Genomic DNA, 24,641 nt, shown 5'->3' on the forward strand with positions numbered 1-24,641 from the left:
AGTTGCGCTGTTTGGCAACGAAATGCTGAATCGGGCTTGCGGAGATTTCCGACGACCGTTATGATCGTCGGCCTGATGCGGGGTGGAGCAGTCTGGCAGCTCGTCGGGCTCATAACCCGAAGGTCGCAGGTTCAAATCCTGCCCCCGCTACCAGCTTCGATTTGAGACGGTTCGAACGAACCGGGTGGTGTCCCGAAAGGGGCGCCGTCTCAAGGAGGGGTCGGGCTTGGTAATCGCGCTCTGCTCGCGTGATTGCGCCGAAATCCAGTGGTAACGGACAAGGGGCCCGCCGGGCCCCTTGTTGTTTTCGCGCCTGCGGTTTGCCGCGGCCGCAGGCAACCGGCACGTGTTTTCCCGCTGTCTTCGTTATCCGTTCCAGCCGTCGTCCCGTCCGATCGCATCGTGACGTCGCATTCGCAGGAGGTTCCGCGCGTGACCGACAAAGCCACCGAGATCGCCACGCTGCTCGCCCCGACCGTCGCGTCGCTGGGCGTGGAGCTGATCGGCGCCGAGTACCTGCCCGCCGCGGGCAGCTCGGTGTTGCGCCTGTACATCGACGTGCCGGCCGGCGAGTCGAGCGAGCGGCTGGTGACGATCGACGACTGCGAGGCGGTGAGCCGCGAAGTCTCCGCGCAGCTCGATGTCGAGGATCCGATCAGCGGCAACTACACGCTGGAAGTGTCGTCGCCGGGCATCGACCGTCCGCTGTTCGGTGCCGCGCAGTTCGCGCGCTTCGTCGGCGAGACGGCCAAGGCGACCCTGCGCGTGCCGCAGGACGGCCGGCGCCGCCTGCAGGGGGAGATCGCGCGGGTCGACGGCGAAACGGTCGTGTTCCAAATCGAGGGCGCCGGCGGCGAGCCGGTGGAGCTGGCGGTGAATGCCGGCAACATCGACAAGGCGCGCCTGGTGCCCGACTGGGTCGCGCTCGGCATGGCGCCCGCCAAGGACAAGTCCGGTCGCGATGCGCGCCCGGGCAAGCAGTCAACCAAGAAACCAACCAAGAAGCCGGCGGCCAAGCCGTCCCGTGCGGAGTGAGCAGATGAGCAAGGAACTTTTGCTGGTGGTGGACGCGGTCGCCAACGAAAAGGGCGTCCCGCGCGAGGTGATCTTCGATGCGATCGAGGCCGCGTTGGCTTCGGCGGCGAAGAAGCGCTACCACGACGAAGACGTGCTGGTGCGCGTGTCGATCGACCAGAAGGACGGCAGCTACGAGACCTTCCGCCGGATGGAGGTCGTCGCCGACGACGTCGTCATGGAGTCGCCGGACCGCCAGATCCGCATGATGGACGTCATCGACGAGGTCGAGGGCGTCGAGGTCGGCGACTTCATCGAGGAGCAGATCGAGAACCCGGACTTCGGCCGCATCGCGGCCCAGGCCGCCAAGCAGGTGATCGTCCAGCGCGTGCGCGAGGCCGAGCGCCAGCAGGTCGTCGATGCGTGGAAGGATCGCGTCGGCGAGCTGGTCACCGGCATCGTCAAGCGCGTCGAGCGCGGCAACATCTACGTCGACCTGGGCGGCAACGCCGAGGCGATCATCCCGAAGGACAAGGGCATCCCGCGCGACGTGCTGCGCGCCGGCGACCGCGTCCGCGGCTATCTGTTCGACGTCCGCTCCGAGCCGCGTGGGCCGCAGCTGTTCATCAGCCGCGCCGCGCCGGAATTCATGATGGAGCTGTTCAAGCTCGAAGTGCCGGAAGTCGGCCAGGGCCTGGTGTCGATCAAGGGCTGCGCGCGTGACCCCGGCGATCGCGCCAAGATCGCGGTGCAGGCGCACGACAACCGCACCGATCCGATCGGCGCGTGCATCGGCATGCGCGGCTCGCGTGTGCAGGCGGTGAGCAACGAGCTCAACGGCGAACGCGTCGACATCGTGCTGTGGTCGGACAATCCGGCGCAGTTCGTGATCAATGCGATGGCGCCGGCCGAGGTGCAGTCGATCGTGGTCGACGAAGACAAGCATTCGATGGACCTGGCGGTCGCCGAAGACCGCCTGGCGCAGGCGATCGGCAAGGGCGGCCAGAACGTGCGCCTGGCCAGCCGCCTGACCGGCTGGCAGCTCAATGTGATGACCCAGGACCAGGTCACCGCGAAGTCCGAGGCCGAGCAGAACGCCGCCCGCCAGCTGTTCCAGGACAAGCTCGAGGTCGACGAGGAAATCGCCGGCATCCTGGTGGCCGAAGGCTTCAGCACGGTCGAGGAAATCGCGTACGTCCCGGTCGGCGAGCTGCTTGCCGTCGAGGGCTTCGACGAGGACATCGTCGAGGAGCTGCGTTCGCGTGCCCGCGACGCGCTGCTGAACGAGGCGCTGGCCGCCGAGGAGCAGCTCGAGGAGCACCAGCCGGCGGCCGACCTGCTCGAGCTCGACGGCATGGACGAGGCCACCGCGTACGCGCTGGCCGCCCGTGGCGTCGTCACCCGCGACGACCTGGCCGACCTGGCGACCGACGAGCTGACCGACATCGAGGGCATCGACGAGGAACGCGCCGCGGCCCTGATCATGGAAGCGCGCAAGCACTGGTTCGAATGAACACGGCAGCCGACGGGCCCCGGCGCCGCCGGGGCTAGAATGGCGCCACCACGCGCGGGCATGTCCCGCGCAACGAGGACACGGAATCCGAATGTCGCAGCAAACCACCATCCGCAAGCTCGCTGAACTGGTCAACACGCCGGTCGAGAAGCTGCTGGAACAGCTCGCCGAAGCCGGCATGAGCTTCAGCGGTCCCGACCAGGTCGTCACCAGCATCGAGAAGGTCAAGCTGCTCGGCTTCCTCAAGCGGTCGCACGGCAAGACCGAGCAGGCCGCCGAAGAGGTGGCCGCGCCGAAGAAGATCACGCTCAACCGCAGCCGCAAGCAGGAGCTGACGGTCGGCGGCGGCAAGAGCCGCTCGACGGTCGACGTGGTCGTGCGCAAGAAGGTGACGCTGGTGCGTCCCGTCGACGGCGGCGGGATGGACCCGGCCGACGAGCGCGCGGACATCCTGCGCAAGCTCGAGGAGTCGCGCGCCCGCAACCTGGCCGAGCAGCAGAAGCTGGCCGACGATGACCGTCGTCGCGCCGAAGCCGCCGAGGCCGCGCGCCTCGAGGCCGAGGACGCCGCTCGCCAGAAGGCCGAGGAAGCGCAGCGCGCGCTGCTGGCCGAGGCGAGCGCGGTGCTCGGCGACGAGGACGGCCCGCGCAAGGCGCCGGCCCACGGCCATGGCCACGGCCACCCGAAGCCGGCCCCGGCGCGTGTCGAGGCCGCCCGCCCGGGCGCCCCGGCGCACAAGAACCGCGGCTCGCACGCGATGGTCGCGACCGTCGAGGACGACGACCGCACCAACCGCTTCGCTGGCCAGATGCACCTGAGCGCGTCCGATCGCGCCCGTCGCACGTCGGTGACGCGCGGCAAGGCCAAGCCGCAGCGCCGCTCGTCCGAGCAGTCGCGTTCGGGCACCGGCAAGCACGCGTTCGAGCGTCCGACGGCGCCGGTCGTGCGCGAAGTGGCGATCGGCGAGACGATCACCGTCGCCGACCTCGCGCAGAAGCTCGCCCTGAAGGGCGGCGACGTCGTCAAGGCGCTGTTCAAGATGGGCGTCATGGCGACCATCAACCAGTCGATCGACCACGACACCGCGGTGCTCGTGACCGAGGAGCTGGGCCACGTGCCGGTCAAGGCCGACGCGGGCAGCGCCGAGGACGTGCTGCTGGCGCATGTCGAGGACCTGCAGGGCGACAAGGTCACGCGTCCGCCGGTCGTCACGATCATGGGCCACGTCGACCACGGCAAGACCTCGCTGCTGGACTACATCCGCCGCACCAAGGTCGCCTCCGGCGAAGCCGGCGGCATCACCCAGCACATCGGCGCGTACCACGTCGAGACCAATCGCGGCGTCATCAGCTTCCTCGACACCCCGGGCCACGCGGCGTTCACTTCGATGCGCGCCCGCGGCGCCAAGCTCACCGACATCGTGGTGCTGGTGGTCGCGGCCGACGACGGTGTCATGCCGCAGACGCGCGAGGCGATCCAGCACGCGAAGGCGGCCGGCGTGCCGTTGATCGTGGCGATCAACAAGATCGACAAGTCCGACGCCGACCCGCTGCGGGTCAAGAACGAGCTGCTCAGCGAGCAGGTCGTGGCCGAGGAGTTCGGCGGCGAGACCCAGATGGTCGAGCTGTCGGCCAAGACCGGTGCCGGCGTCGACAACCTGCTGGATTCGATCTCGCTGCAGGCCGAAGTGCTCGAGCTCAAGGCCGTGCCCGATGGCCGTGCCACCGGCGTCGTCATCGAGTCGTCGCTCGACAAGGGCCGCGGCCCGGTCGCGACGGTGCTGGTCCAGCAGGGCAAGCTGTCGAAGGGCGACTACCTCGTGTGCGGCGTGCAGTACGGCCGCGTGCGCGCGCTGTTCGACGAGACCGGTTCGCAGGTGGCCTCCGCCGGCCCGTCGATCCCGGTGCAGGTGCTCGGCCTGTCGGGCGTTCCGGACGCCGGTGACGACTTCGTCGTCGTCGACGACGAGCGTCTGGCCAAGGACGTCGCGCAGCAGCGCGACGCCAAGCGCCGCGAAACGCGCCTGGTCGCGCAGGCGGGCAACCGCATGGAAGACATCATGGCCCAGATGGGCGACGGTGCCGGGCAGCAGACGCTCAACCTGGTGGTCAAGGCCGACGTGCAGGGTTCGGTCCAGGCGCTGCGCGAGGCGCTGACGGCGCTGTCGACCGACGCGATCCGCATCAACGTGATCGGCGGCGGCGTGGGCGGCATCACCGAGTCCGACGCCACGTTGGCGGCGACGTCGAAGGCGACGATCATCGGCTTCAACGTCCGCGCAGACGCCTCGGCCCGCAAGGTCATCGAAGGCAACGGCGTCGACCTGCGCTACTTCTCGATTATCTATGACGTGATCGACCAGGTGAAGCAGGTCGCGTCCGGCATCCTTGGCGTCGAGATCCGCGAAGAGATCATCGGCATCGCCGAGGTCCGCGACGTGTTCCGCAGCTCGAAGTTCGGCGCGGTCGCCGGCTGCATGGTGGTCGAGGGCGTGGTCAAGCGCTCCAAGCCGATCCGCGTGCTGCGCGACAGCACGGTGGTGTTCGAGGGTGAGCTCGAGTCGCTGCGCCGCTTCAAGGAGAACGTCGACGAAGTGCGCAACGGCACCGAGTGCGGCATCGGCGTGAAGGCGTACAACGACATCAAGCCGGGCGACCAGATCGAGTGCTTCGAGCGCATCGAAGTGCAGCGCACCCTGTAACGATGGCCGGCAAGTCCTTCCATCGCACCGATCGCGTCTCCGCCCAGCTCCGCAGGGAGCTGGGCACCATCGTCCGCGAGGCCGTGCGCGAGCACGGCCTGCCGTCGGTCAGCGTGTCCGACGTCGAGATCAGCCGCGACCTGGCCCACGCCAAGGTGTTCGTCACTGCGCTGCAGGCCGAGCGGTCGCTCGAAGCGGTCAAGGCGCTCAAGGAGCTGGCGAAAGAGATGCGCTACCACCTGGGCAAGGCGATGAAGCTGCGGCACGTGCCGGAGCTGCATTTCCACTACGACGATTCGGTCGACCGGGGCGAGCGCATCGACAACCTGCTGCGCGAGTCGCCGGATGCGGCGACCGGCGAGGCGGGCGGGGCGGACGACTGATCCACTGGCGTCCATCGGACAAGCGTGACGGCGGCCTGGCCGCCGTCGTCGTTTCCGGCGCCCGATGACGGCCACCCCCGGCTCATCCATCACCCAGAACAATCGACACGGCACGCCGCCCACGCCATGACCCCCGAGCGCCCGAAGAAGCCCCGCACCGTGTTCCGTCCGCTGCACGGCCTGCTGCTGCTCGACAAGCCGGCCGGCCTCAGCTCCAACCAGGCGCTGCAGCAGGTGCGCCACCTGTTCCGCGCCGAGAAGGCCGGCCACACCGGCAGCCTCGACCCGCTCGCAACCGGCCTGCTGCCGGTTTGCTTCGGCGAGGCGACCAAGATCGCCGGGTCGCTGCTCGGCGCGCGCAAGGCGTATGAGACCGTGGCGGTGCTAGGCGCGACCACCGACACCGACGACGCCGACGGCGCGGTGCTGATCGAACGACCGGTGCCGGCGCTGTCGGACGCCGCGATCGAGGCTGCGCTGGCTCCGCTGCGTGGCCGCATCCGCCAGCGCGCGCCGGTGTATTCGGCGCTGAAGCAGGGCGGCGAGCCGCTGTACGCCAAGGCCCGCCGCGGCGAGGCCATCGAGGCGCCGGAGCGCGACGTCGACGTCCACATCCTCGAACTGCTCGAACGCGACGGTGCCCGGCTGCGCCTGCGGGTCGAGTGCGGGTCCGGCACCTACGTGCGCAGCCTGGTGCGCGACCTCGGGGAAGCGCTGGGCTGCGGTGCCCACGTCGAGACGCTGCGGCGGCTGTGGGTCGAGCCGTTCCGCGACCCGGAGATGTACACGCTGGACCGGCTGCGCGGCCTCGCGGCCGAGGGCGAGGGCCGGCTCGATGCGTGCCTGCTGCCGATCGAGGCCGGCCTGGCGCCGTTCGCGCGGGTCGAAGTCGATGCCGATCAGGCGGCCCGGCTCGGCCATGGCCAGCGCCTGCGACTCCCGCCCCCGGTCGCGCCGCGTGAGGTGGCGGTCTTCGGTCCGGACGGCCGCGCCCTAGGCCTGGCCGAGCTCGAGGCGGACGGTCGGCTGCAGGTCCGCCGGCTGTTCGCGTGGGCGTCGGCCTCGCCGCGGGGCGAATGAACAGGCCGCTGGCCAGGTGCCGGCCGCCCTGCAGGGAGCGCGCGGCCCGGTCGCATTCGGCCGGATCGGCTGCTACAATCGCGGGGCTTTTCAAGCACTTTCCGCAGTTCCATTCGCGGCCGTACCAAGCGCGTTCCATTCCATAGCAAGCGGCGGGCCAGGCGGTGCGTCGGAGCGGTCGATCCGCCCCGATCAGCGTTCTGCGGGCCCCGCGTCTACCAGAGAGCCCCACCATGTCGATCGACACCAGCAAGATCATTGAAGACAACAAGCGCGGCGCCAACGACACCGGTTCGCCGGAAGTCCAGGTCGCCCTGCTCACCGCCCGCATCGAGCACCTGACGGGCCACTTCAAGACCCACAAGCAGGACCACCACAGCCGGCGCGGCCTGCTGCAGATGGTCAACCGCCGCCGCAGCCTGCTCGACTACCTCAAGCGCAAGGACAACGAGCGCTACAAGAGCCTGATCGAGAAGCTCGGCCTGCGTCGCTGATCGAGATACCCGCCGCGGCGCAGTGATGCGCCGCGGTTTTTTTTGAGGTCGTCCGCGCGCGGGCGACCGGTACACCAGGCCGCCGTTGGCGGTCGACCGGCAGCGGCAAGGGCCCCGGCCGGAACGCATCGAACCGAGGAACATCCAACGTGGCAAAAATTACCAAGACCTTCCAGTACGGCAACCAGACCGTCACGCTCGAGACCGGTGAAGTCGCCCGCCAGGCCGGCGGCGCCGTCATGGTCACCGTCGACGGGACCGTGCTGCTGGTCACCGCGGTCGCCAACAAGACCGCGCGCGAGGGCCAGGACTTCTTCCCCCTGACCGTCGACTACCAGGAGAAGTTCTACGCCGGCGGCCGCATCCCGGGTGGCTTCTTCAAGCGCGAAGGCCGCCAGACCGAGAAGGAAACGCTGATCTCGCGACTGATCGATCGCCCGATCCGTCCGCTGTTCCCGGAGGGCTTCCGCAACGAGGTCCAGATCATCGCCACGGTGATGTCGATGAACCCGGAGGTCGACGGCGACATCCTGGCGCTGCTGGGCGCGTCCGCCGCGCTGGCGCTGTCGGGTGCACCGTTCGACGGCCCGATCGGCGCCGCCAAGGTCGGCTACAAGGACGGCCAGTACCTGCTGAACCCGACCGTCAGCGAACTCAAGGATTCCAAGCTTGAGCTGGTCGTCGCCGGCACCAAGAACGCCGTGCTGATGGTCGAGTCCGAAGCGCAGGAACTGTCGGAAGACGTGATGCTCGGCGCAGTGATGTTCGGCCACCAGCACATGCAGGTCGCGATCAACGCGATCAACGAGCTGGTCGCCGAAGCCGGCAAGCCCAAGTGGGACTGGTCGGCACCGGCCCGCCACGACGGCATCGTCGCCGCGCTGAAGGGCGCCATCGGCGACCGCCTCGGCGCTGCGTTCCAGATCCGCGACAAGGCCGCGCGCCGCGACGCGATCTCCGCGCTGAAGAAGGACGTGCTGGCGTCGCTGGCCCCGCAGTGCGAGGCCAACGGCTGGAACCCGGCGGAGCTGTCGAAGGAATTCGGCGAGCTGGAGTACGAGACCATGCGCGGCGCGGTGCTCAGCACCAAGGTCCGCATCGACGGCCGCGCCCTCGACACGGTCCGCCCGATCGCCTCGAAGGTCGGCGTGCTGCCGCGCGTCCATGGCTCGTCGCTGTTCACCCGCGGCGAGACCCAGGCGATCGTCGCCGTCACCCTCGGCACCGCGCGCGACGGCCAGATCATCGACGCCGTCTCGGGCGAGTACAAGGAACACTTCCTGTTCCACTACAACTTCCCGCCGTACTCGGTCGGTGAAGCCGGCCGCATGATGGGCCCGAAGCGCCGCGAGATCGGCCACGGCCGCCTCGCCAAGCGCGGCGTGCTCGCCGTCATGCCGACGATGGAGTCGTTCCCGTACACGATCCGCGTCGTCTCCGAGATCACCGAATCGAACGGTTCCTCGTCGATGGCCTCGGTCTGCGGCTCGTCGCTGGCCCTGATGGACGCCGGCGTGCCGATCAAGGCGCCGGTCGCCGGCATCGCGATGGGCCTGGTGAAGGAAGGCGACGACTTCGTCGTGCTGTCCGACATCCTCGGTGACGAGGATCACCTCGGCGACATGGACTTCAAGGTGGCCGGCACCGCCGAGGGCATCTCGGCGCTGCAGATGGACATCAAGATCCAGGGCATCACCGAGGAGATCATGAAGGCCGCGCTGGCCCAGGCCAAGGCCGGTCGCCTGCACATCCTCGGCGAGATGGCGAGCGCGCTGACCGCCCCGCGTGGCGAGCTGTCCGAGTTCGCGCCGCGCCTGCTGACGATCAAGATCCACCCGGACAAGATCCGCGAAGTGATCGGCAAGGGTGGCTCGGTCATCCAGGCGATCACCAAGGAGACCGGCACCCAGATCGACATCCAGGACGACGGCACGATCACGATCGCCTCGGTCAACGCCGCTGCCGGCCAGGCCGCCAAGGCGCGCATCGAGCAGATCACGTCCGACGTCGAGCCGGGCCGTATCTACGAGGGCAAGGTCGCCAAGATCATGGACTTCGGCGCGTTCGTGACGATCTCCCCCGGCAAGGACGGCCTGGTCCACGTGTCGCAGATCTCCAACGATCGCGTCGAGAAGGTCAGCGACGTGCTCAAGGAAGGCGACGTGGTCAAGGTCAAGGTGCTGGAAGTCGACAAGCAGGGCCGCATCCGCCTGTCGATGAAGGCCATCGAGGAAGGCGAGGGCGTCCCGGCCGAGTAAGCCGGGCGACGTCGCTGGACGCGAAAGAGAGCGGGCTTCGGCCCGCTTTCTTTTTGCCCGTTTGGCCGCGGGGCCGGATCGGGGGAACCGGTCGCATCGCTTGCCCGCTGGCTCGCCAAAGCCGTCGCGCGACCCCATCGGGCGGTCATGCAAGGCGCGCGATTCGTGACTGCCGGCGTGAAGAACCGCTCACACGCAAACACGTATTTTTCACATGTACGACCCGGTGCCACGGGATGGCCAGCCGCACCTGAGTGACGGCAGCCGCGGTCGATCTCGACGACGGGGGATCCGTGAATACCGAACTGAAACGCCGCAAATCCGCCGCCTCCCCGGCGGCGCCCGCCAGCGCACGCATCGCGCCGGACGATTGGCTCGAGCTGTTGATCGACCGGATGGGCGCCGTCCGCGACGGCGACTTCTCGGTCCGCCTGCCGCTGCACTGGCAGGGCATGGAAGGCCGCCTCGCCGAAATCCTCAACGACATCGTCAGCCAGAACCGCCGCCTGTCGGCCGAACTCGGCCGCGTCGGCCAGGCCGTCGGCCGCGAGGGCCAGATGCGCCAGCGCGTCGTCCCGACCAATGCGCAGGGCGAGTGGGCGGGCATGGAGCGCAGCGTCAACGCGCTGATCGACGATCTCGTGCGCCCGGTTGAAACGATGACCGAGGCGATGGCCGGCGTCGCCAAGGGCGACCTGACCCGCACCGTGCCGCTCGAGGCCGACGGCCGCCCGCTGCAGGGCGAGTTCCTGCGCTCGGCGACGATCGTCAACCGCATGATCGAGCAGATGGGCGAGTTCTCGTCCGAAGTGACCCGCGTCGCGCTCGAGGTCGGCACAGCCGGCCGCCTCGGCGGCCAGGCCAAGGTCAAGGGCGTCTCGGGCGTCTGGAAGGACCTGACCGACTCCGTCAACCAGATGGCGTCGAACCTGACCGCGCAGGTCCGTAACATTTCCGAGGTCACCATCGCGGTCGCCAACGGCGACCTGTCGCGCAAGATCACCGTCGACGTGCGCGGGGAGATCCTGCAGCTCAAGGAAGCCATCAACACGATGGTGGACCAGCTCAACGGCTTCGCCGCGGAGGTCACGCGCGTGGCGCGCGAGGTCGGCACCGAGGGGAAGCTCGGCGGCCAGGCGATCGTGCCCGGCGTGGCCGGCACCTGGAAGGACCTGACCGACTCGGTCAACGCGATGGCGTCGAACCTGACGTCGCAGGTGCGAAACATTGCCGAGGTGACCACCGCCGTGGCGCGCGGCGACCTGTCGCGCAAGATCACCGTGGACGTGCGCGGCGAGATCCGCGAACTCAAGGACACCATCAACACGATGGTGGACCAGCTCAACGGCTTCGCGGCGGAAGTGACGCGCGTGGCGCGCGAGGTCGGCACCGACGGCAAGCTCGGCGGCCAGGCCGAGGTGCCGGACGTCGCCGGCACGTGGAAGGACCTGACCGACCACGTGAACTCGATGGCATCGAACCTGACGCTGCAGGTGCGAAATATCGCCGACGTGACCACCGCGGTGGCCAAGGGCGATCTGTCGCGCAAGATCACCGTGGACGTGAAGGGCGAGATTCTCGAGCTGAAGAACACCATCAACACGATGGTCGACCAGCTCAACGGCTTCGCCGCGGAGGTCACCCGCGTGGCCCGCGAGGTCGGCACCGAGGGCAAGCTCGGCGGCCAGGCCCAGGTCCCCGGCGTCGACGGCACGTGGAAGGACCTGACCGACTCGGTCAACGCGATGGCGTCGAACCTGACGTCGCAGGTGCGAAACATCGCCGAGGTGACCACCGCGGTCGCGAAGGGCGACCTGTCGCGCAAGATCACCGTGGACGTGCGCGGCGAGATCCGCGAACTCAAGGACACCATCAACACGATGGTGGACCAGCTCAACGGCTTCGCCGCGGAGGTCACGCGCGTGGCGCGCGAGGTCGGCACCGAGGGCAAGCTCGGCGGTCAGGCCGAAGTGCCCGGCGTGGCCGGCACGTGGAAGGACCTGACCGACAACGTCAACTCGATGGCGTCGAACCTGACCGCGCAGGTGCGAAACATCGCCGAGGTGACCACGGCCGTGGCGCGCGGCGACCTGTCGCGCAAGATCACGGTGGACGTCAAGGGCGAGATTCTCGCGCTGAAGGACACCATCAATACGATGGTGGACCAGCTCAACGGCTTCGCCGCGGAGGTGACGCGCGTGGCGCGCGAGGTCGGCACCGAAGGCAAGCTCGGCGGCCAGGCGCAGGTGCCCGGCGTGGCCGGCACGTGGAAGGACCTCACCGACAACGTCAACTCGATGGCGTCGAACCTGACGACCCAGGTGCGAAACATCGCCGAGGTTGCAACCTCGGTGGCGCGAGGCGACCTGTCTCGCAAGATCGCGGTCGACGCGCAGGGCGAAATCCTGCAGCTGAAGAACACGCTCAACACGATGGTGGACCAGCTCAATGGCTTCGCCGCGGAGGTCACGCGCGTGGCGCGCGAGGTCGGTACCGAGGGCAAGCTCGGCGGCCAGGCCGAAGTGCCCGGCGTGGCCGGCACGTGGAAGGACCTGACCGACAACGTCAACTCGATGGCGTCGAACCTGACCACCCAGGTGCGTGGCATCGCCGCGGTCGTCACCGCGGTCGCCAACGGCGACCTCAGCAAGCGCCTGACGGTGGAGGCCAAGGGCGAAATCGCCGAACTGGCCGACACGATCAACGGCATGACCGAGACGCTGGCGATCTTCGGCGACCAGGTGACCACGGTGGCGCGAGAGGTCGGCGTCGAAGGTCGCCTCGGCGGACAGGCCAACGTGCCCGGCACGGCCGGCATCTGGGAAGACCTGACGGCCAACGTGAACCAGCTCGCCGCGAACCTGACCACCCAGGTGCGCGCAATCGCCGAGGTCGCCACCGCGGTGACCCAGGGCGACCTGACGCGTTCGATCACCGTCGACGTGCGCGGCGAAGTGGCGGACCTGAAGGACAACATCAACTCGATGATCGGCACCCTGCGTGCGACCACCGAGAGCAACCGCGAGCAGGACTGGCTGAAGACCAACCTCGCGCAGTTCAGCAGCATGATGCAGGGCCAGCGCGACCTGATCACGCTCGGCCAGATGCTGCTGTCCGAGCTGGCGCCGCTGGTGAACGCGCAGCAGGGCGTGATGTACATCGTCGAGGAGCACGTCAGCGGACGCCCGACGCGCCTGCGCCAGCTCGCCGGCTACGCCGACGTGCCGACGGCGGGCGAAGGCCGCACGCTCGCGTTCGGCGAGGGCCTCGTCGGCCAGTGCGCCGCGCAGGGCCAGCCGATCCTGATCGAGAACTTCAGCGGCGACGCGGTGCAGATCCAGTCCGGCCTGCTGCAGGTCGTCCCGCGCAGCGTGATCGTGCTGCCGGTGCTGTTCGAGGACCAGATCAAGGCGGTCATCGAACTGGCCTCGCTCGGCGACTTCAGCACCTCGCAGAAGGCGCTGCTCGAGCAGCTGTCCGGCAGCATCGGCATCGTGCTCAACACGATCGAATCGACGATGCGCACCGAGCGCCTGCTGGCCCAGTCGCAGCAGCTCGCCGGCGAGCTGCAGGCGCAGCAGAACGAGCTGCAGCAGACCAACGAGGAGATCGCGCTGAAGGCGTCGCTGCTGGCGGCGCAGAAGGCCGAGGTCGAGCAGAAGAACCTGCAGATCGAACACGCGCGGCGGGCGCTCGAGGAGAAGGCGGCCGAGCTGGCGCAGACCTCGCGCTACAAGTCCGAGTTCCTCGCCAACATGTCGCACGAGCTGCGTACGCCGCTCAACTCGATCCTGATCCTCGGCCAGCAGCTGGCCGAGAACCCGGACGAGAACCTGACCAACCGCCAGGTCGAGTACGCGCACACGATCCATGCCGCCGGCACCGACCTGCTGCACCTGATCAGCGACATCCTCGACCTGTCGAAGATCGAGTCCGGCACGGTCACCGTCGACATCGAGAAGATCGCGTTCTCGCACCTGCGCGAAAACCTCGAGCGCGGCTTCCGCCACGAGGCCGAGCGTCGCAACCTCGATTTCCGCATCGACATCGCGCCGGAACTCGGTCGCGAGCTGTCGACCGACCCCAAGCGCCTGCAGCAGATCCTCAAGAACCTGCTGTCGAACGCGTTCAAGTTCACCGAGCGCGGCAGCGTGCACCTGCGCGCGGCCGTCGCCGAGGGCGGCTGGGCGCCGGACCACCCGGTGCTGTCGCGCGCGCCGCGCGTGGTCGGCATCGAAGTCACCGACACCGGCATCGGCATCTCGCCGGAGAAGCAGAAGCTGGTCTTCGAAGCCTTCCAGCAGGCCGACGCCGGCACGTCGCGCAAGTACGGCGGCACCGGTTTGGGCCTTGCGATCAGCCGCGAAATCGCCGGCCTGCTCGGCGGCGAGCTGAAGCTGCACAGCGCCGAAGGCGAGGGCAGCACGTTCACGCTGTACCTGCCGCTGGAGTACGTCGGCGGCGTCGACGGCCGCGTCAACGACCAGCGCGCGGCGCCGAAGAGCGAGCCGCCGGCCGCGCTGCACGCGCCGATGCAGGCCGGTGCGCTGGAGGAAGTGCCGGACGACCGCTACGTGCTGTCGTCCGAGATGCCGACTCTGCTGGTGGTCGAGGACGACCCGCACTTCGCCTCGGTGATGCGCGACCTGGCGCGCTCGCGCGGCTTCCAGGTGCTCGTCGCCAACCGCGGCGCGGAGGCGCTGCGGCTGGTGCGCGAGTACCGGCCGACCGCGATCACGCTCGACATCTTCCTGCCCGACATGCTCGGCTGGACGGTGCTGGCGCGGCTGAAGCAGGACGCATCGACCCGCCACATCCCGGTGCAGATCCTCACCGTCGAGGAGGGCCGCCACCACAGCATGGAGCGCGGCGCGTTCGCCTACCTCGCCAAGCCCGGCTCGTCGGAAACAATCAGCGAGGCGCTGCAGCGGATCAAGGATTACGCGACGCCGCGGGTCAAGAAGCTGCTGGTGGTCGAGGACGACGCCAACGAGCGCATGTCGATCGTCGAGCTGCTGCGCCACGACGACGTCGAGATCGACACCGTCGAAACGGGCAAGGAGGCGATCGCCGCCCTCAATGCCGGGACGTACGACTGCGCGGTGCTCGACTTGCGCCTGCCGGACATGACCGGCTTCGAGCTGCTCGACCGGATCCACGACGAGCCCGGCCTCAAGGACGTGCCGATCGTGGTGTTCACCGGCAAGGACCTCAGCGCCGACGAGGACGAGCGCCTGCGCAGGGTCGCCAAGAGCGTCGTGCTCAAGGGCGTCGAGTCGCCCGAGCGCCTGCTCGACGAGACGGCGCTGTTCCTGCACCGCGTGATCGGCGACCTGCCGCCTGGCAAGCAGAAGATGGTGCGGAACCTGCACGAGTCCGACGATGCGCTGAAGGGCAAGCGGGTGCTGGTCGTCGACGACGACGTGCGCAACATCTTCGCGCTGTCGAGCGTGCTCGAGCGCCACGGCATGGACGTGCTGACCGCCAGCAACGGCCAGGAGGCCATCGACCGCGTCACCGACGACGCCGGCATCGACCTGGTGCTGATGGACATCATGATGCCGGGCATGGACGGCTACGACACGATGCGCGCGATCCGCGCCAATCCGGAGCGCCGCATGCTGCCGATGATCGCGCTGACCGCGAAGGCGATGAAGGGCGACCGCGAGCGCTGCCTGGAAGCCGGCGCGTCCGACTACGTGGCCAAGCCCGTCGTCACCGACCAGCTGTTGGGAGTGCTTCGGCAATGGCTTCAGCGCTGACCAGCGAGCCCGGCCCCGTGCCGGGCACCTGCCCGGTCAAGATCCTGCTGGTCGACGATCAGCCGAGCCGGCTGCTGACCTACCGGACCATCCTCGAGCCGTTGGGCGAGGAGCTGGTGGAAGCGCACTCGGGCGTGGACGCGCTCAAGCGGCTGATGGAAAGCGAGTTCGCGGTGATCCTGCTCGACGTCAACATGCCGGGCATGGACGGGTTCGAGACCGCGACCATGATCCACCAGCACCCGCGGTTCGAGAACACGCCGATCATCTTCGTGTCGGCGGTCAACGTCAGCGACTTCGACCGCCTGCGCGGCTACAAGCTCGGCGCGGTCGACTACATCATGGTGCCGGTGATCCCCGAGATCATGCGCACCAAGGTCGCGGTGCTGGCCGAGCTGTACCGCAAGCGGCGCGAACTGCAGGCGATCAACGCCGGGCTGTCGGCCGAGAACCAGGCGCTGCAGCTGGAGAAGGCGCGCGAGCTCGAGGCGCTGAACCAGTCGCTGATCGAGGCCAATGCCGAGCTGGCCGCGCGCAACCGCGAACTGATCGAGGAGAACCGCGAGCGCACCCGCGCCGAGCAGCGCCTGCGCATCGCCGACCAGCGCAAGGACGAGTTCCTCGCCACGCTGGCGCACGAGCTGCGCAACCCGCTGGCGCCGCTGCAGAACGCGCTGCAGGTGCGGCGGCTTTCGCTGTCGGGCGAAGAGGACCCGCTGCAGGCCCTGATGGAGCGCCAGTTGGCGCTGCTGGTGCGCATGATCGACGACCTGCTCGACGTGGCCCGCATCAGCCGCGGCAAGCTCGAGCTGCGGCCCGCGCCGACGCTGCTGCAGGACATCATCGCCGCCGCGGTCGACACCGCCACGCCTCTGATAGAGGCCCGCCAGCACCGGCTGTCGGTGACGATACCGGACCAGCCGGTCCGGCTGATCGCCGACGCCGTGCGGCTCGGCCAGGTGGTGTCGAACCTGCTGAACAACGCCGCGAAGTATTCCGATCCCGGCGGCCGCATCGAGCTGGACGCGAGCGTCGCCGGCAGCGAGCTGCACATCACCGTGCGCGACGAAGGCATCGGCCTGGCGGCCGACCAGCTCGAGGCGGTGTTCGAACTCTTCCACCAGGTCGACACCGCGATCGAGCGCTCGCACGGCGGCCTCGGCATCGGCCTGACGCTGGTCCAGCGGCTGAGCGAGATGCACGAGGGCCGCGTCGAAGTGCTCAGCGAGGGCCCCGGCCGCGGCTGCACGTTCCGCGTGGTCGTGCCGTGCCGCGACCCCGACGACCCGCGGGCCGAGGGCGCGCTGCTGTGCGGTCCCGCGGCGGCCGCGCTGGGCGTCGACGTCGAGGCGCCGGCGGGGCAGGCCGTCGAGACCGTGCCGGAGACGCGGCGCCACAGAGTGCTGGTCGTCGACGACAACCGCGATGCCGCCGACACGCTGGCGATGATGATCCGCCTGCTCGGCAACGACGTGCACGCGCTGTACGACCCGGGCGCTGTCGAAGCCGAGGTGCTCGAGTGGCAGCCGTCGCTGATCTTCCTCGACGTCGGCATGCCCGGACGCAGCGGCTACGACGTCGCGCGCGCGCTGCGCGCGATGCCTGGCGGCGACGCACTGCGCATCGTCGCCGTCACCGGCTGGGGCCAGGTCGAGGACCGTGCGCGCACGCGTGAGGCCGGTTTCGACGAACACCTGGTCAAGCCGCCGGCGCCGGACGTGATCCGCCGGCTGTGCCAGCAGGACGTGGCCGCATGAGCGCCCAGCGCGACACGCTGTGGCTGGAGCGGCTGGCCCACGACCTGCGCGGCCCGCTGTCGCCGATCAAATCCGCGGTGTTCCTGCTGCGACGGCCGGACGTCGGCGCGGTCGAGCGCGGCGAACTGCTCGACATGGTCGATCGCCAGTCGGACCGGTTGCTGGACATGGTCGCCGAGCTCAGCGCGTGGGTGCGCTGCCAGCAGGGCGCGATCGTCAAGCGCCGCGACCGCATCGAACTGGCGCTGGCGATCGAGGGCTGCATCGCCAGCCTGCCGCCGGCGCGCCCGGCGCGCGCGGAGTTCGACCCTGCCGCGCTCGACGCCTGCGTCGACGGCGACGTGCTCCGGCTCGGCGACGTCCTGCGCACGATGCTGCTGGTCGGGTCTGCGCCGTCCGGCGGCGAGGCCGTACTGGCGGTGGCGTGCGACGGGACGGACCACGTGCGGGTCGAGCGCCGCGTGCCGACCGATTCGCTGCACGTCGACGACGTCGCGGCGCTGTTCGACAGCGTCGACCCGGCGCCGGCCGACGAAGGCCTGGGCCTGCGGCCGCTGATCGCCAAGGCGATCGCCGCGGCCCTCGGCGGCGAGCTCTCCGCGGCCGCGGACGGGGCCGGCCTCGCGCGGCTGACGCTGCGCTTGCCGCTGTCTCCCGCCGCCTGACCCGCGGCCACGGTCCGCGCCGGCGGGCGCGGCGGTGCTGACGAGGACGTCGGCGCCGGCGCGCCGCAAAGCGTCGCTACTGCTGGCCCCATTTGCCGCTGCGGCGCATCACGCCCCAGTTGTGCTTGCGCCCGGTGATCCACTGCCACAGGCCGCGGCACCGCCACAGCGTGTTGAGCTGGCGGTAGCCGAAGTTCTCCAGCACCGCCATGGCGAACAGCAGCAGCATGTCGCGCTTGCGCGAGTAGACGCGGAACGACATCGCCTCCAGCAGCAGGCCGTTGACCGACAGCAGGATGCCCATGCCGATCGCGACCAGCAGGAACACGCACAGCGCGGTGTACGAGATCAGGCCGAGCATCGATCCTACGATCATGAAGACGTAGCCGAACAGTTCGATCAGCGGCCCCAGCCATTCGAACAGCGCCATGAACGGCCACGCGACCAGCCCCGCGGCGCCGGCGCGCGGGCTCATCGCCAGGCGGGTGTGGCGCACCAGGCTTTCGGACAGGCCGCGCTGCCAGCGGCTGCGCTGCCGGCCCAGCGTGCCCAGGTCCTCGGGCGCCTCGGTCCAGCAGATCGGGTCGGGCACATAGCGGATCCGGTACGGAATGCGCCGCTCGCGGTGGTGGCGGTGCAGGCGCACGACCAGCTCCATGTCCTCGCCGACGGTGTCGGTGCTGTAGCCGCCGACCGCCATCACGCGGTCGCGGTTGAACAGGCCGAACGCGCCGGAAATGATCAGCACCGCGTTCAGCGGCGACCAGCCCAGGCGCCCGAACAGGAACGCCCGCAGGTACTCGACGATCTGGAAGCGCGCGACCCAGTTCTGTGGCAGGCCGGCGCGCACCAGGAAGCCGCCGCGCACTTCCGAGCCGTTGGCGATGCGCACCGTGCCGCCGGCAGCGATCGTCCGGTCGTCCTCGAGGAACGGCTGGACCACGCGCAGCAGGCTGTCGCGCTGCAGGATCGAGTCGGCGTCGACGGCGCAGAACAGCGGATGGCGCGCGGCGTTGATGCCGGCGTTGAGCGCGTCGGCCTTGCCGCCGTTCTCCTTGTCGATCACCCGCAGGTTCGAGTAGCGCAGCGAGCGGTAGACGCCGCGGATCGGCTTGTGCGCGACCTGGCGACGGATCGGCTCCGGGTGCAGCTGCAGCTCGAATTCCTCCTTCAACACGTCGAGCGTGCCGTCCCTGGAGCCGTCGTTGACGACGACCACCTCGAAGTCCGGGTACTGCAGCTGCAGCATCGAGCGCACCGAGGTGCGGATCGTCGCCTCTTCGTTGTAGCCGGGCACCAGCAGCGAGATCGCCGGCTCGATGCCGAGGTAGGGCACGTCCTCGCCGAGGTCGACGCGCAGGCGCATGTAGCGGCGCAGGCTGACCATCGACAGCAGGTTGAGCACCAGGTAGCCGCCGTTGAGCGCGACGAAGTAGCCGATGAAGAACACCTGCGACCACCACAGCACCTGCGCGCTCACGCCGGGCGCTCCGCCAGGGCGCGCTGCAGCGCGTCGCGGCCGTAGCGGTCGGCGACGCGGTCGATCAGCGCGAGCATCCGGTCGCGCGTGCTGCCGGGCAGGGCCACCAGCCCGTTCGCGGCTTCCTGGCGCACCCACCAGCTGCGGTCGGCGAGCAGCCGCACCAGCACCTCGTCGTCGCCCGCGGTCGCCTGCCGCCGCAGCGCCTGCAGCGCGCACAGCCGCACGTCGGGGTCCTCATCCGACAGCGCCTGCAGCAGGCGCGGGCGGTCGTGGGGGTCGCGCAGCTCGCCCAGCGACTGCAGCGCCGCCTGGCGCTGGCGCGTGTCGCCACCGGTGTCGAGCGCGGTGCGCGACCAGCGCGCGACTTGCGCCGGATCTGCCCAGCGCACCAGCTCGGTCAGCCGGTTGCCGCCGAGGTGGCCGCTGCGGTCGAGCTCCTTCAGCAGCGGCACGGTGACCGCCTCCGGTCCGGCCTGCAGGCACAGCGTGGCGACGCGCTGCATCGTCCAGTCGGGGCGCTGTCGGGCGAGCGGGAGCAGCAGCGCCATCGCGCGGCCCGGATCGATCGCAACCAGCGCTTCGGCGGCGGCGAACGACAAGAACGGCGACGGGTCGCGCACCAGCGGCTGGATCGCGGCCCAGTGCGCGTGGTCGCCGAGGTTGCGCAGCGTGCCCAGCGCGACCAGCCGCGCGCGCACGTCGCTGCGCTGGAGCAGCGAAAGGGCGAACCGCTCGAGGCCAAACTCCAGCAGCATCCGGTTGAGCCGCGCCCGCGCGGCGCCGCGCAGCTGCCGCTGCGTCCGGTTCCACAGCAGCAGGAACCACAGCTGCTCGGCTGCGGCGGGCGCGTCGCGGCGGGCGACCGGATGGTCGGCGACGCTGGCCAGCGCGAGGCGCGGGCGCCAGACCGCGTCGAACTCGCGGCGCAGGCGCTGCTGCCGGTTCGACAGTTCCGACAGCACCAGCACCTGGAACAGCACCGCGACCGTCAGCGCGCCGAGCGCGAGGGCGACCCACACCGCGAGCGCAAGCGCCGCATTCTCCGGCGCGAACAGGTTGGCCGGGATCACGCTGCCCCTCGCCCTGCGCGAGACGACCGCGCCATCACCAGCCCCGCCACAGGCCGAGCTGCACCCAGCGGCGTTCGTACAGGTCGCCTTGGCGCAGCGCGCCGGCGCTCCACTGCAGCGCCCACGTCGGGCCGAGCTCGTGCCGGCCCTGCAGCCACAGCGCATCGACGTCGCTGGTGATCACCTCGACGCCCTGCAGGCCGGTGTCCTCGCCGGTGCTGGCGTGCACGCCGATGACGCTGCGCTCGCCGTAGTAGCGGTCCAGCGCCACGCCGTGGCCGACGAGGCGCTCCCCGTCGGCGTCGGTCAGTCCCAGCGTGTACGCGGCGCGCCAGTTGCCGAGGTACTTCTCGGCGGACAGCGCGAGCCGGTCCACGTCGGTGTCGCGGTAGGCGGTGTGGCGCACGCTGGCGCCGAGCACCCAGCCGCCGTCGAGTGCGCGCTGCAGGCGCAGGTCGCCGTAGCCGCGCGGCAGGAACTCCGCGCCTGGCGCGCCGCCGATCTCGGCCTGCAGCGTCCAGCCGTCGCCGAACGGCGCGACCAGCCCGATCTCGACGCCGGTGTCGGACAGGCCGAAGCGTCGTTCGTGGTTCAGCGCGCCGTACCAGCCCAGCGCGTCGCGCGGCACCGATGCGACGTCGACCCGGACCGCGCGCCAGTGGTCGAGGTCGCGGTCGAGCCACTCGTTGCGCGCGGACAGTCCGACGCCACGATTGATTGGGAGGCGCGCCTCGCCGTCGGGCCCCGCGCCGCTAGGCACCGTCACTGGAGCCCTCGCCCGGGGCGGTGCCGCGTCGGGCGAGGGGGACGCGTCCGCGGCGGCGCGTGCCTGCGCCAGCGCTGCGTTCAGTTCGGGGTCGTCGGGCGTGCGTTGCCGCGCGCGTTCGAGCGGGACGATCGCGTCCGCGGGCCGCCCGGCCCACAGCAGCGCCTGGCCCTGGCCGAACAGGTAGTCCGCGCTGTCGGGCTGGCGCGCGAGCAGCGCGTCGTACAGCGGCAGCGCCCGCTCGGGCTGGTCCCGCCACGCGAGCACGCGCGCCAGCAGGAAGCGCGATTCGTCGTCGTCCGGCGCGGTCGCGAGGTGCTGTTCGAGCAGCCGCTGCGCCTGCGCGTAGTCGCGCTCGGCGACCGCGGCCCGCGCCGCCTCGGGCGGCTGGGCGGCGGCGAACGTCGGCGCCAGCAGCAGCGCAAGCGCTGCGGCGAGCCGCCGGTTCAAGCGGCCCTCCGCAGCAGGCGGCGCAGGCGCGCCAGCACTTCCTCAGGCTGGAACGGCTTGGTGACGTAGTCGTCGGCGCCCAGTTCGAGCGCGCGCACGATGTCGGCCTCGCGCGCCTTCGCGGTCAGCATCAGCACCGGCACGCTTCGCCACGCGTCCACCGCGCGCATCCGCTCGACGATCTCGAGCCCGTCGTGGTACGGCAGCATGATGTCGAGCAGCACCGCGTCGGGCGGATCGCCGCGGAGCCGGTCGAGCGCCTGGCGCCCGTCGCCGGCGTGGTCGACCTGGTAGCCGTTGCGCTCGAGCAGGAAGCGCAGGATGAACGCGATGTCTTCCTCGTCCTCGACCATCAGGATGCGGGAGCCGGGCGTGCCGGTCATGGGGGACCTCCATCGGATGGCACCGGCCGCGCCGGCCAGTGCTTCAGGTAATCGGCGATCAGCGCGGCCAGTTCTCGGCCGCCGTGCCGCGACTTGACCAGCCGCTGCAGCACGATCGCGCTGTCGTGGGCCGGCGAGTCGAGCGCGGAGTAGATGATCGCCATCGTCGGCGGCTGGGTCGCCGCCAGTTCGGCCAGCAGCTCCGACCCGTCGCCATCGGGCAGCATCAGGTCGAGGATCGCCAGCCGGTGCTGGCGCAGTGCCAGCTGCTCGCGCGCTTCGGCGATGCTGCCGGCCACGTGCACGGTGATGTCGTCGTGGGCCAGCAGCTGCACCATCAGCCGCTGCTGGTCGGGATCGTCCTCGACGTGCAGCACGTCGGCGCGAACGCCGGGCGTCGGCAGGCACGCGCGCACGGCGCCGAGCAGGCGGGCGGGGTCGAGTGGCTTGCGCAGCCAGTCGACGACGCCGATCGCGCCGCCGCGCAGTGGCTCGCTGGCGTCGTCGGCCGCCTGCGCGCCGATCGCGAAGATCGGCACGTCGCGGTGGTCGGGGTGTTCGCGCAGCCAGTGCAGCAGCGCCAGCCCGCCGCCGTCGCGCTGGTCGAGCCCGAGCGCGATCGCGTCGAAGCCGCCGCCGCGGGTCTCGGAAAGCTCGGTGCGCGCGGCGTCGTCACCGATCGCGACAGTCGTGTCGAACCCCTCGGCCTGCAGCACGTCGGCCAGCCGCGCCGCGGCCAACGCATCGGAATCGACGATCAGGATGCAGGGCCGGCGTTCGCCTGCGCCGTGGCCGGGCGCGTCGCTGCTGATCGGGAAGGCGACGTGGAAGCGCGTGCCGTGGTCGATCTCGGTGTCGAAGCCGATCGTGCCGCGCATCTGCTCGACCAGCGAGCGCGTGATCGCGAGCCCGAGGCCGGTGCCGCCGCGGCGGCGCACGTCGGACGAATCGGCCTGTGCGAAGCGCTCGAACACCCGCGCGCGGAACGCCTCGGGAATGCCGGAGCCGTGGTCCTCAACGCTTGCCTCGATCCGGCTGCCGAGCACGCGCGTCGACACGGTCACGGTGCCGTCGGGCGGTGAGTGCTTGATCGCATTGGACAGCAGGTTGGCCATCACCTGGGCAAAGCGGTCGGCATCGACCTCGATGCGCGCATCCGGCCCGTCGCGCAGCGCCAGCCGCACGCCGAAATCCTGCGCATACGGCCCGTTCTGCTCGATGGCCTGGGCGAGCAGGGCGCGCAGCGAGAGGGTCTGCAGCTGCAGCGGCAACCGTCCGGACTCGAGCTTCTCGATATCGAGGATGTCGTTGATCAGCCGCACCAGCCGCTCGCTGTTGTTGGTGGCCACTTCGACCAGCGGGCGCGACTCCTCGGGCAGCGGGCCGGCCAAGCCCATCGACAGCATCCCCAGCGCCCCGCGGATGGCGGTCAGCGGCGTGCGCAGCTCGTGGCTGACGGTCGAGATGAACTCGCCCTTCATGCGCTCGATCTGCCGCCGCTCGGACACGTCGACGGCCACCGTCAGCACCTGCAGGTCGCCGTCGGACGAGCGCAGCGGGCGCTTGAGCAGCTGCAGCCAGCGCTCGCGGCCGGTGGCGTCGACAATGTTGATCTGGTTGCGGCGCAGCTCCGGCAGGTGCTGCAGCAGCACGGTGTCGCCTTCGAGCAGCGGCGACAGCAGGTCGCCGTCGGGCAGTTCCGACGAGCGCAGGCCCTCGATCTGGTCCGGCCGCAGGCCAAGCACGTCGGCGAACGCGACGTTGCACAGCTGGAAGCGGCCGGCGGGGTCGCGCACGAAGATCAGGTTCTCGTCGGCGTCGACGACGTTGCGCAGGAACGCACGCTGGTCGCGCAGGCGCTGACGGGTCCGGTTCGCCTCGGTCACGTCGCGGACCATCGCCAGGTGGCTGTCGTCGTCGGTGCGCGCCAGCCGCACTTCGTACTCGCGGCCGTTCGGGTCCTGCCAGTCGAAGCCCTGCACGGCCAGGTCCGCGGTCTGCGCGACCCGCTTGCGCATGCTCTCGAACAGGCCGGACGGCAGCGAGGTGATCGAATCGGTGCCGCCCGACAGCGGCAGCAGCTCGCCGCGACGGGACAGCTCGTACAGCGAATCCGGCACCGCCCGAAGCAGCGCCGACTGCCGGGCCTCGCCGGCCTGCGCGCGTTCGGCCAGCCGCTTGCGCTCGCGCAGGTTGCGGTTGATCGCGATCAGCGTCCACGCCAGCAGCAGGGCGATGATCACCGCGCCGCTGACCGCCTGCACGCGCCCGCGCTCGACCTGCTCCTGCACGCGCGCGCGCTGCATGGCCAGCTGGGCAAGTTCCTCGTTCCTCAGCTCGTCGAGCTGGCTGCGCAGAGCTTCCATCGCACGCATGCCGCCGACCAGGTCGAGCGAGCGCGCCGAGCCGCCGCCGGCGCGGTCGCGGCGGGAAATATTGGTCGCCGCGATGCCGATGCGGCGCTCGATGTTGCGGTCGAGCTCGGCGAGCCATTCCGTGCGTGGCGGCTCGCGCTGGGCAAGCAGTGCGCCGAGCGCGCGCCGGTTGTCGACGACGGTGCGTCGACCGGACTCGTACGGCGCGAGGAAGCGCCGGTCGCCGGTCAGCAGGTAGCCGCGGGATCCGGTCTCGACGTCCTGCACCGACGAGAGCGTGCTTTCGATCGCGGTGATCAGCTCGAGGCTGCGGACCACGCCTTCGTTCGACGTGAGCAGCGCCTCCTGCGTGCGCTTGCCCTGCCACGCCAGCGCCCCGACCAGGGCGAGCGCGAGGGCGAATCCGACGTTGTGCAGCGGGGTGCCGGTCGATGGGCGCAAACGAAATCCTTCTCTCGCACTGAACGGGCAACGCGGCGATGCCGCC

General features: G+C 70.1%; 15 protein-coding genes and 1 tRNA gene. 11 read left to right on the top strand and 5 right to left on the bottom strand.

The window, feature by feature from the left end:
* Positions 1-76 precede the first annotated feature (76 nt).
* From D3A60_RS07155 to D3A60_RS07205, 11 genes are all read left to right on the top strand, one after another.
* A tRNA-Met gene (locus D3A60_RS07155) sits at positions 77-153 on the top strand.
* Between the two features lie 279 nt (positions 154-432).
* Positions 433-1,035 (top strand): ribosome maturation factor RimP, encoded by a 603-nt coding sequence (locus D3A60_RS07160; protein ID WP_119719018.1) that lies wholly within the window; start codon positions 433-435, stop codon positions 1,033-1,035.
* Positions 1,036-1,039: 4 nt separating this feature from the next.
* Positions 1,040-2,527: a transcription termination factor NusA gene (gene nusA, locus D3A60_RS07165; protein WP_119718022.1), complete on the top strand. Its 1,488-nt coding sequence runs from the start codon at positions 1,040-1,042 to the stop codon at positions 2,525-2,527.
* 91 nt (positions 2,528-2,618) lie between these two features.
* A complete protein-coding gene (gene infB, locus D3A60_RS07170) occupies positions 2,619-5,228 on the top strand; it encodes a translation initiation factor IF-2 (protein WP_119718023.1) in 2,610 nt (869 codons plus the stop codon).
* Positions 5,229-5,230: 2 nt separating this feature from the next.
* On the top strand, positions 5,231-5,611 hold the full coding sequence (rbfA, locus tag D3A60_RS07175) for a 30S ribosome-binding factor RbfA (RefSeq protein ID WP_119718024.1): 381 nt from the start codon (positions 5,231-5,233) through the stop codon (positions 5,609-5,611).
* A 126-nt stretch (positions 5,612-5,737) separates the two neighbouring features.
* Positions 5,738-6,691 carry a tRNA pseudouridine(55) synthase TruB gene (gene truB, locus D3A60_RS07180; RefSeq protein ID WP_119718025.1) on the top strand — a complete coding sequence of 318 codons (954 nt, stop codon included), beginning with the start codon at positions 5,738-5,740 and terminating at the stop codon, positions 6,689-6,691.
* A 233-nt stretch (positions 6,692-6,924) separates the two neighbouring features.
* Positions 6,925-7,185: a 30S ribosomal protein S15 gene (gene rpsO / locus D3A60_RS07185; RefSeq protein ID WP_119718026.1), complete on the top strand. Its 261-nt coding sequence runs from the start codon at positions 6,925-6,927 to the stop codon at positions 7,183-7,185.
* 149 nt (positions 7,186-7,334) lie between these two features.
* Positions 7,335-9,443 (top strand): polyribonucleotide nucleotidyltransferase, encoded by a 2,109-nt coding sequence (gene pnp, locus D3A60_RS07190; protein ID WP_119718027.1) that lies wholly within the window; start codon positions 7,335-7,337, stop codon positions 9,441-9,443.
* A 293-nt stretch (positions 9,444-9,736) separates the two neighbouring features.
* The gene (locus D3A60_RS07195; RefSeq protein WP_196778683.1) at positions 9,737-15,205 is read left to right on the top strand and encodes a HAMP domain-containing protein; all 5,469 of its coding nucleotides are present in this window, start codon (positions 9,737-9,739) and stop codon (positions 15,203-15,205) included.
* Complete coding sequence (locus D3A60_RS07200; RefSeq protein WP_119718028.1) at positions 15,190-16,962, top strand: response regulator; 1,773 nt, start codon at positions 15,190-15,192, stop codon at positions 16,960-16,962. The genes D3A60_RS07195 and D3A60_RS07200 overlap by 16 nt, the downstream gene beginning before the upstream one ends.
* On the top strand, positions 16,959-17,627 hold the full coding sequence (locus D3A60_RS07205; RefSeq protein WP_119718029.1) for a sensor histidine kinase: 669 nt from the start codon (positions 16,959-16,961) through the stop codon (positions 17,625-17,627). Before D3A60_RS07200 ends, D3A60_RS07205 begins: the two co-directional genes overlap by 4 nt.
* Positions 17,628-17,703: 76 nt before the next feature.
* Here the strand turns inward: D3A60_RS07205 and D3A60_RS07210 are convergent, their stop codons facing one another.
* Genes D3A60_RS07210 through D3A60_RS07230 form a run of 5 tightly spaced genes read right to left on the bottom strand, consistent with a single transcriptional unit; the run spans position 17,704 to position 24,595 of the window.
* Entirely contained in the window at positions 17,704-19,107 is a 1,404-nt protein-coding gene (locus D3A60_RS07210; protein ID WP_119718030.1) for a glycosyltransferase family 2 protein, read from the bottom strand.
* Positions 19,104-20,180, bottom strand: a complete 1,077-nt coding sequence (locus D3A60_RS07215) for a HEAT repeat domain-containing protein (protein ID WP_196778684.1) — start codon at positions 20,178-20,180, stop codon at positions 19,104-19,106. Before D3A60_RS07215 ends, D3A60_RS07210 begins: the two co-directional genes overlap by 4 nt.
* A gap of 34 nt (positions 20,181-20,214) precedes the next feature.
* Positions 20,215-21,396, bottom strand: a complete 1,182-nt coding sequence (locus tag D3A60_RS07220; RefSeq protein ID WP_119718031.1) for a YaiO family outer membrane beta-barrel protein — start codon at positions 21,394-21,396, stop codon at positions 20,215-20,217.
* Entirely contained in the window at positions 21,393-21,779 is a 387-nt protein-coding gene (locus D3A60_RS07225) for a response regulator transcription factor (RefSeq protein WP_119718032.1), read from the bottom strand. Before D3A60_RS07225 ends, D3A60_RS07220 begins: the two co-directional genes overlap by 4 nt.
* Complete coding sequence (locus D3A60_RS07230; RefSeq protein ID WP_196778685.1) at positions 21,776-24,595, bottom strand: ATP-binding protein; 2,820 nt, start codon at positions 24,593-24,595, stop codon at positions 21,776-21,778. Before D3A60_RS07230 ends, D3A60_RS07225 begins: the two co-directional genes overlap by 4 nt.
* Positions 24,596-24,641: the final 46 nt, after the last annotated feature.

Origin of the sequence: Cognatilysobacter tabacisoli (genome assembly GCF_003586305.1) — a bacterium.
Classification (GTDB): Bacteria; Pseudomonadota; Gammaproteobacteria; order Xanthomonadales; family Xanthomonadaceae; genus Cognatilysobacter_A; species Cognatilysobacter_A tabacisoli.

Bases quoted from the DNA above. Each gene is read 5' to 3' on its own strand.
- nusA (WP_119718022.1), top strand. From the start codon at position 1,040: ATGAGCAAGGAACTTTTGCTGGTGGTGGACGCGGTCGCCAACGAAAAG.
- infB (WP_119718023.1), top strand. From the start codon at position 2,619: ATGTCGCAGCAAACCACCATCCGCAAGCTCGCTGAACTGGTCAACACG.
- rbfA (WP_119718024.1), top strand. From the start codon at position 5,231: ATGGCCGGCAAGTCCTTCCATCGCACCGATCGCGTCTCCGCCCAGCTC.
- truB (WP_119718025.1), top strand. From the start codon at position 5,738: ATGACCCCCGAGCGCCCGAAGAAGCCCCGCACCGTGTTCCGTCCGCTG.
- rpsO (WP_119718026.1), top strand. From the start codon at position 6,925: ATGTCGATCGACACCAGCAAGATCATTGAAGACAACAAGCGCGGCGCC.
- D3A60_RS07200 (WP_119718028.1), top strand. From the start codon at position 15,190: ATGGCTTCAGCGCTGACCAGCGAGCCCGGCCCCGTGCCGGGCACCTGC.
- D3A60_RS07205 (WP_119718029.1), top strand. From the start codon at position 16,959: ATGAGCGCCCAGCGCGACACGCTGTGGCTGGAGCGGCTGGCCCACGAC.
- D3A60_RS07225 (WP_119718032.1), bottom strand. From the start codon at position 21,779: ATGACCGGCACGCCCGGCTCCCGCATCCTGATGGTCGAGGACGAGGAA.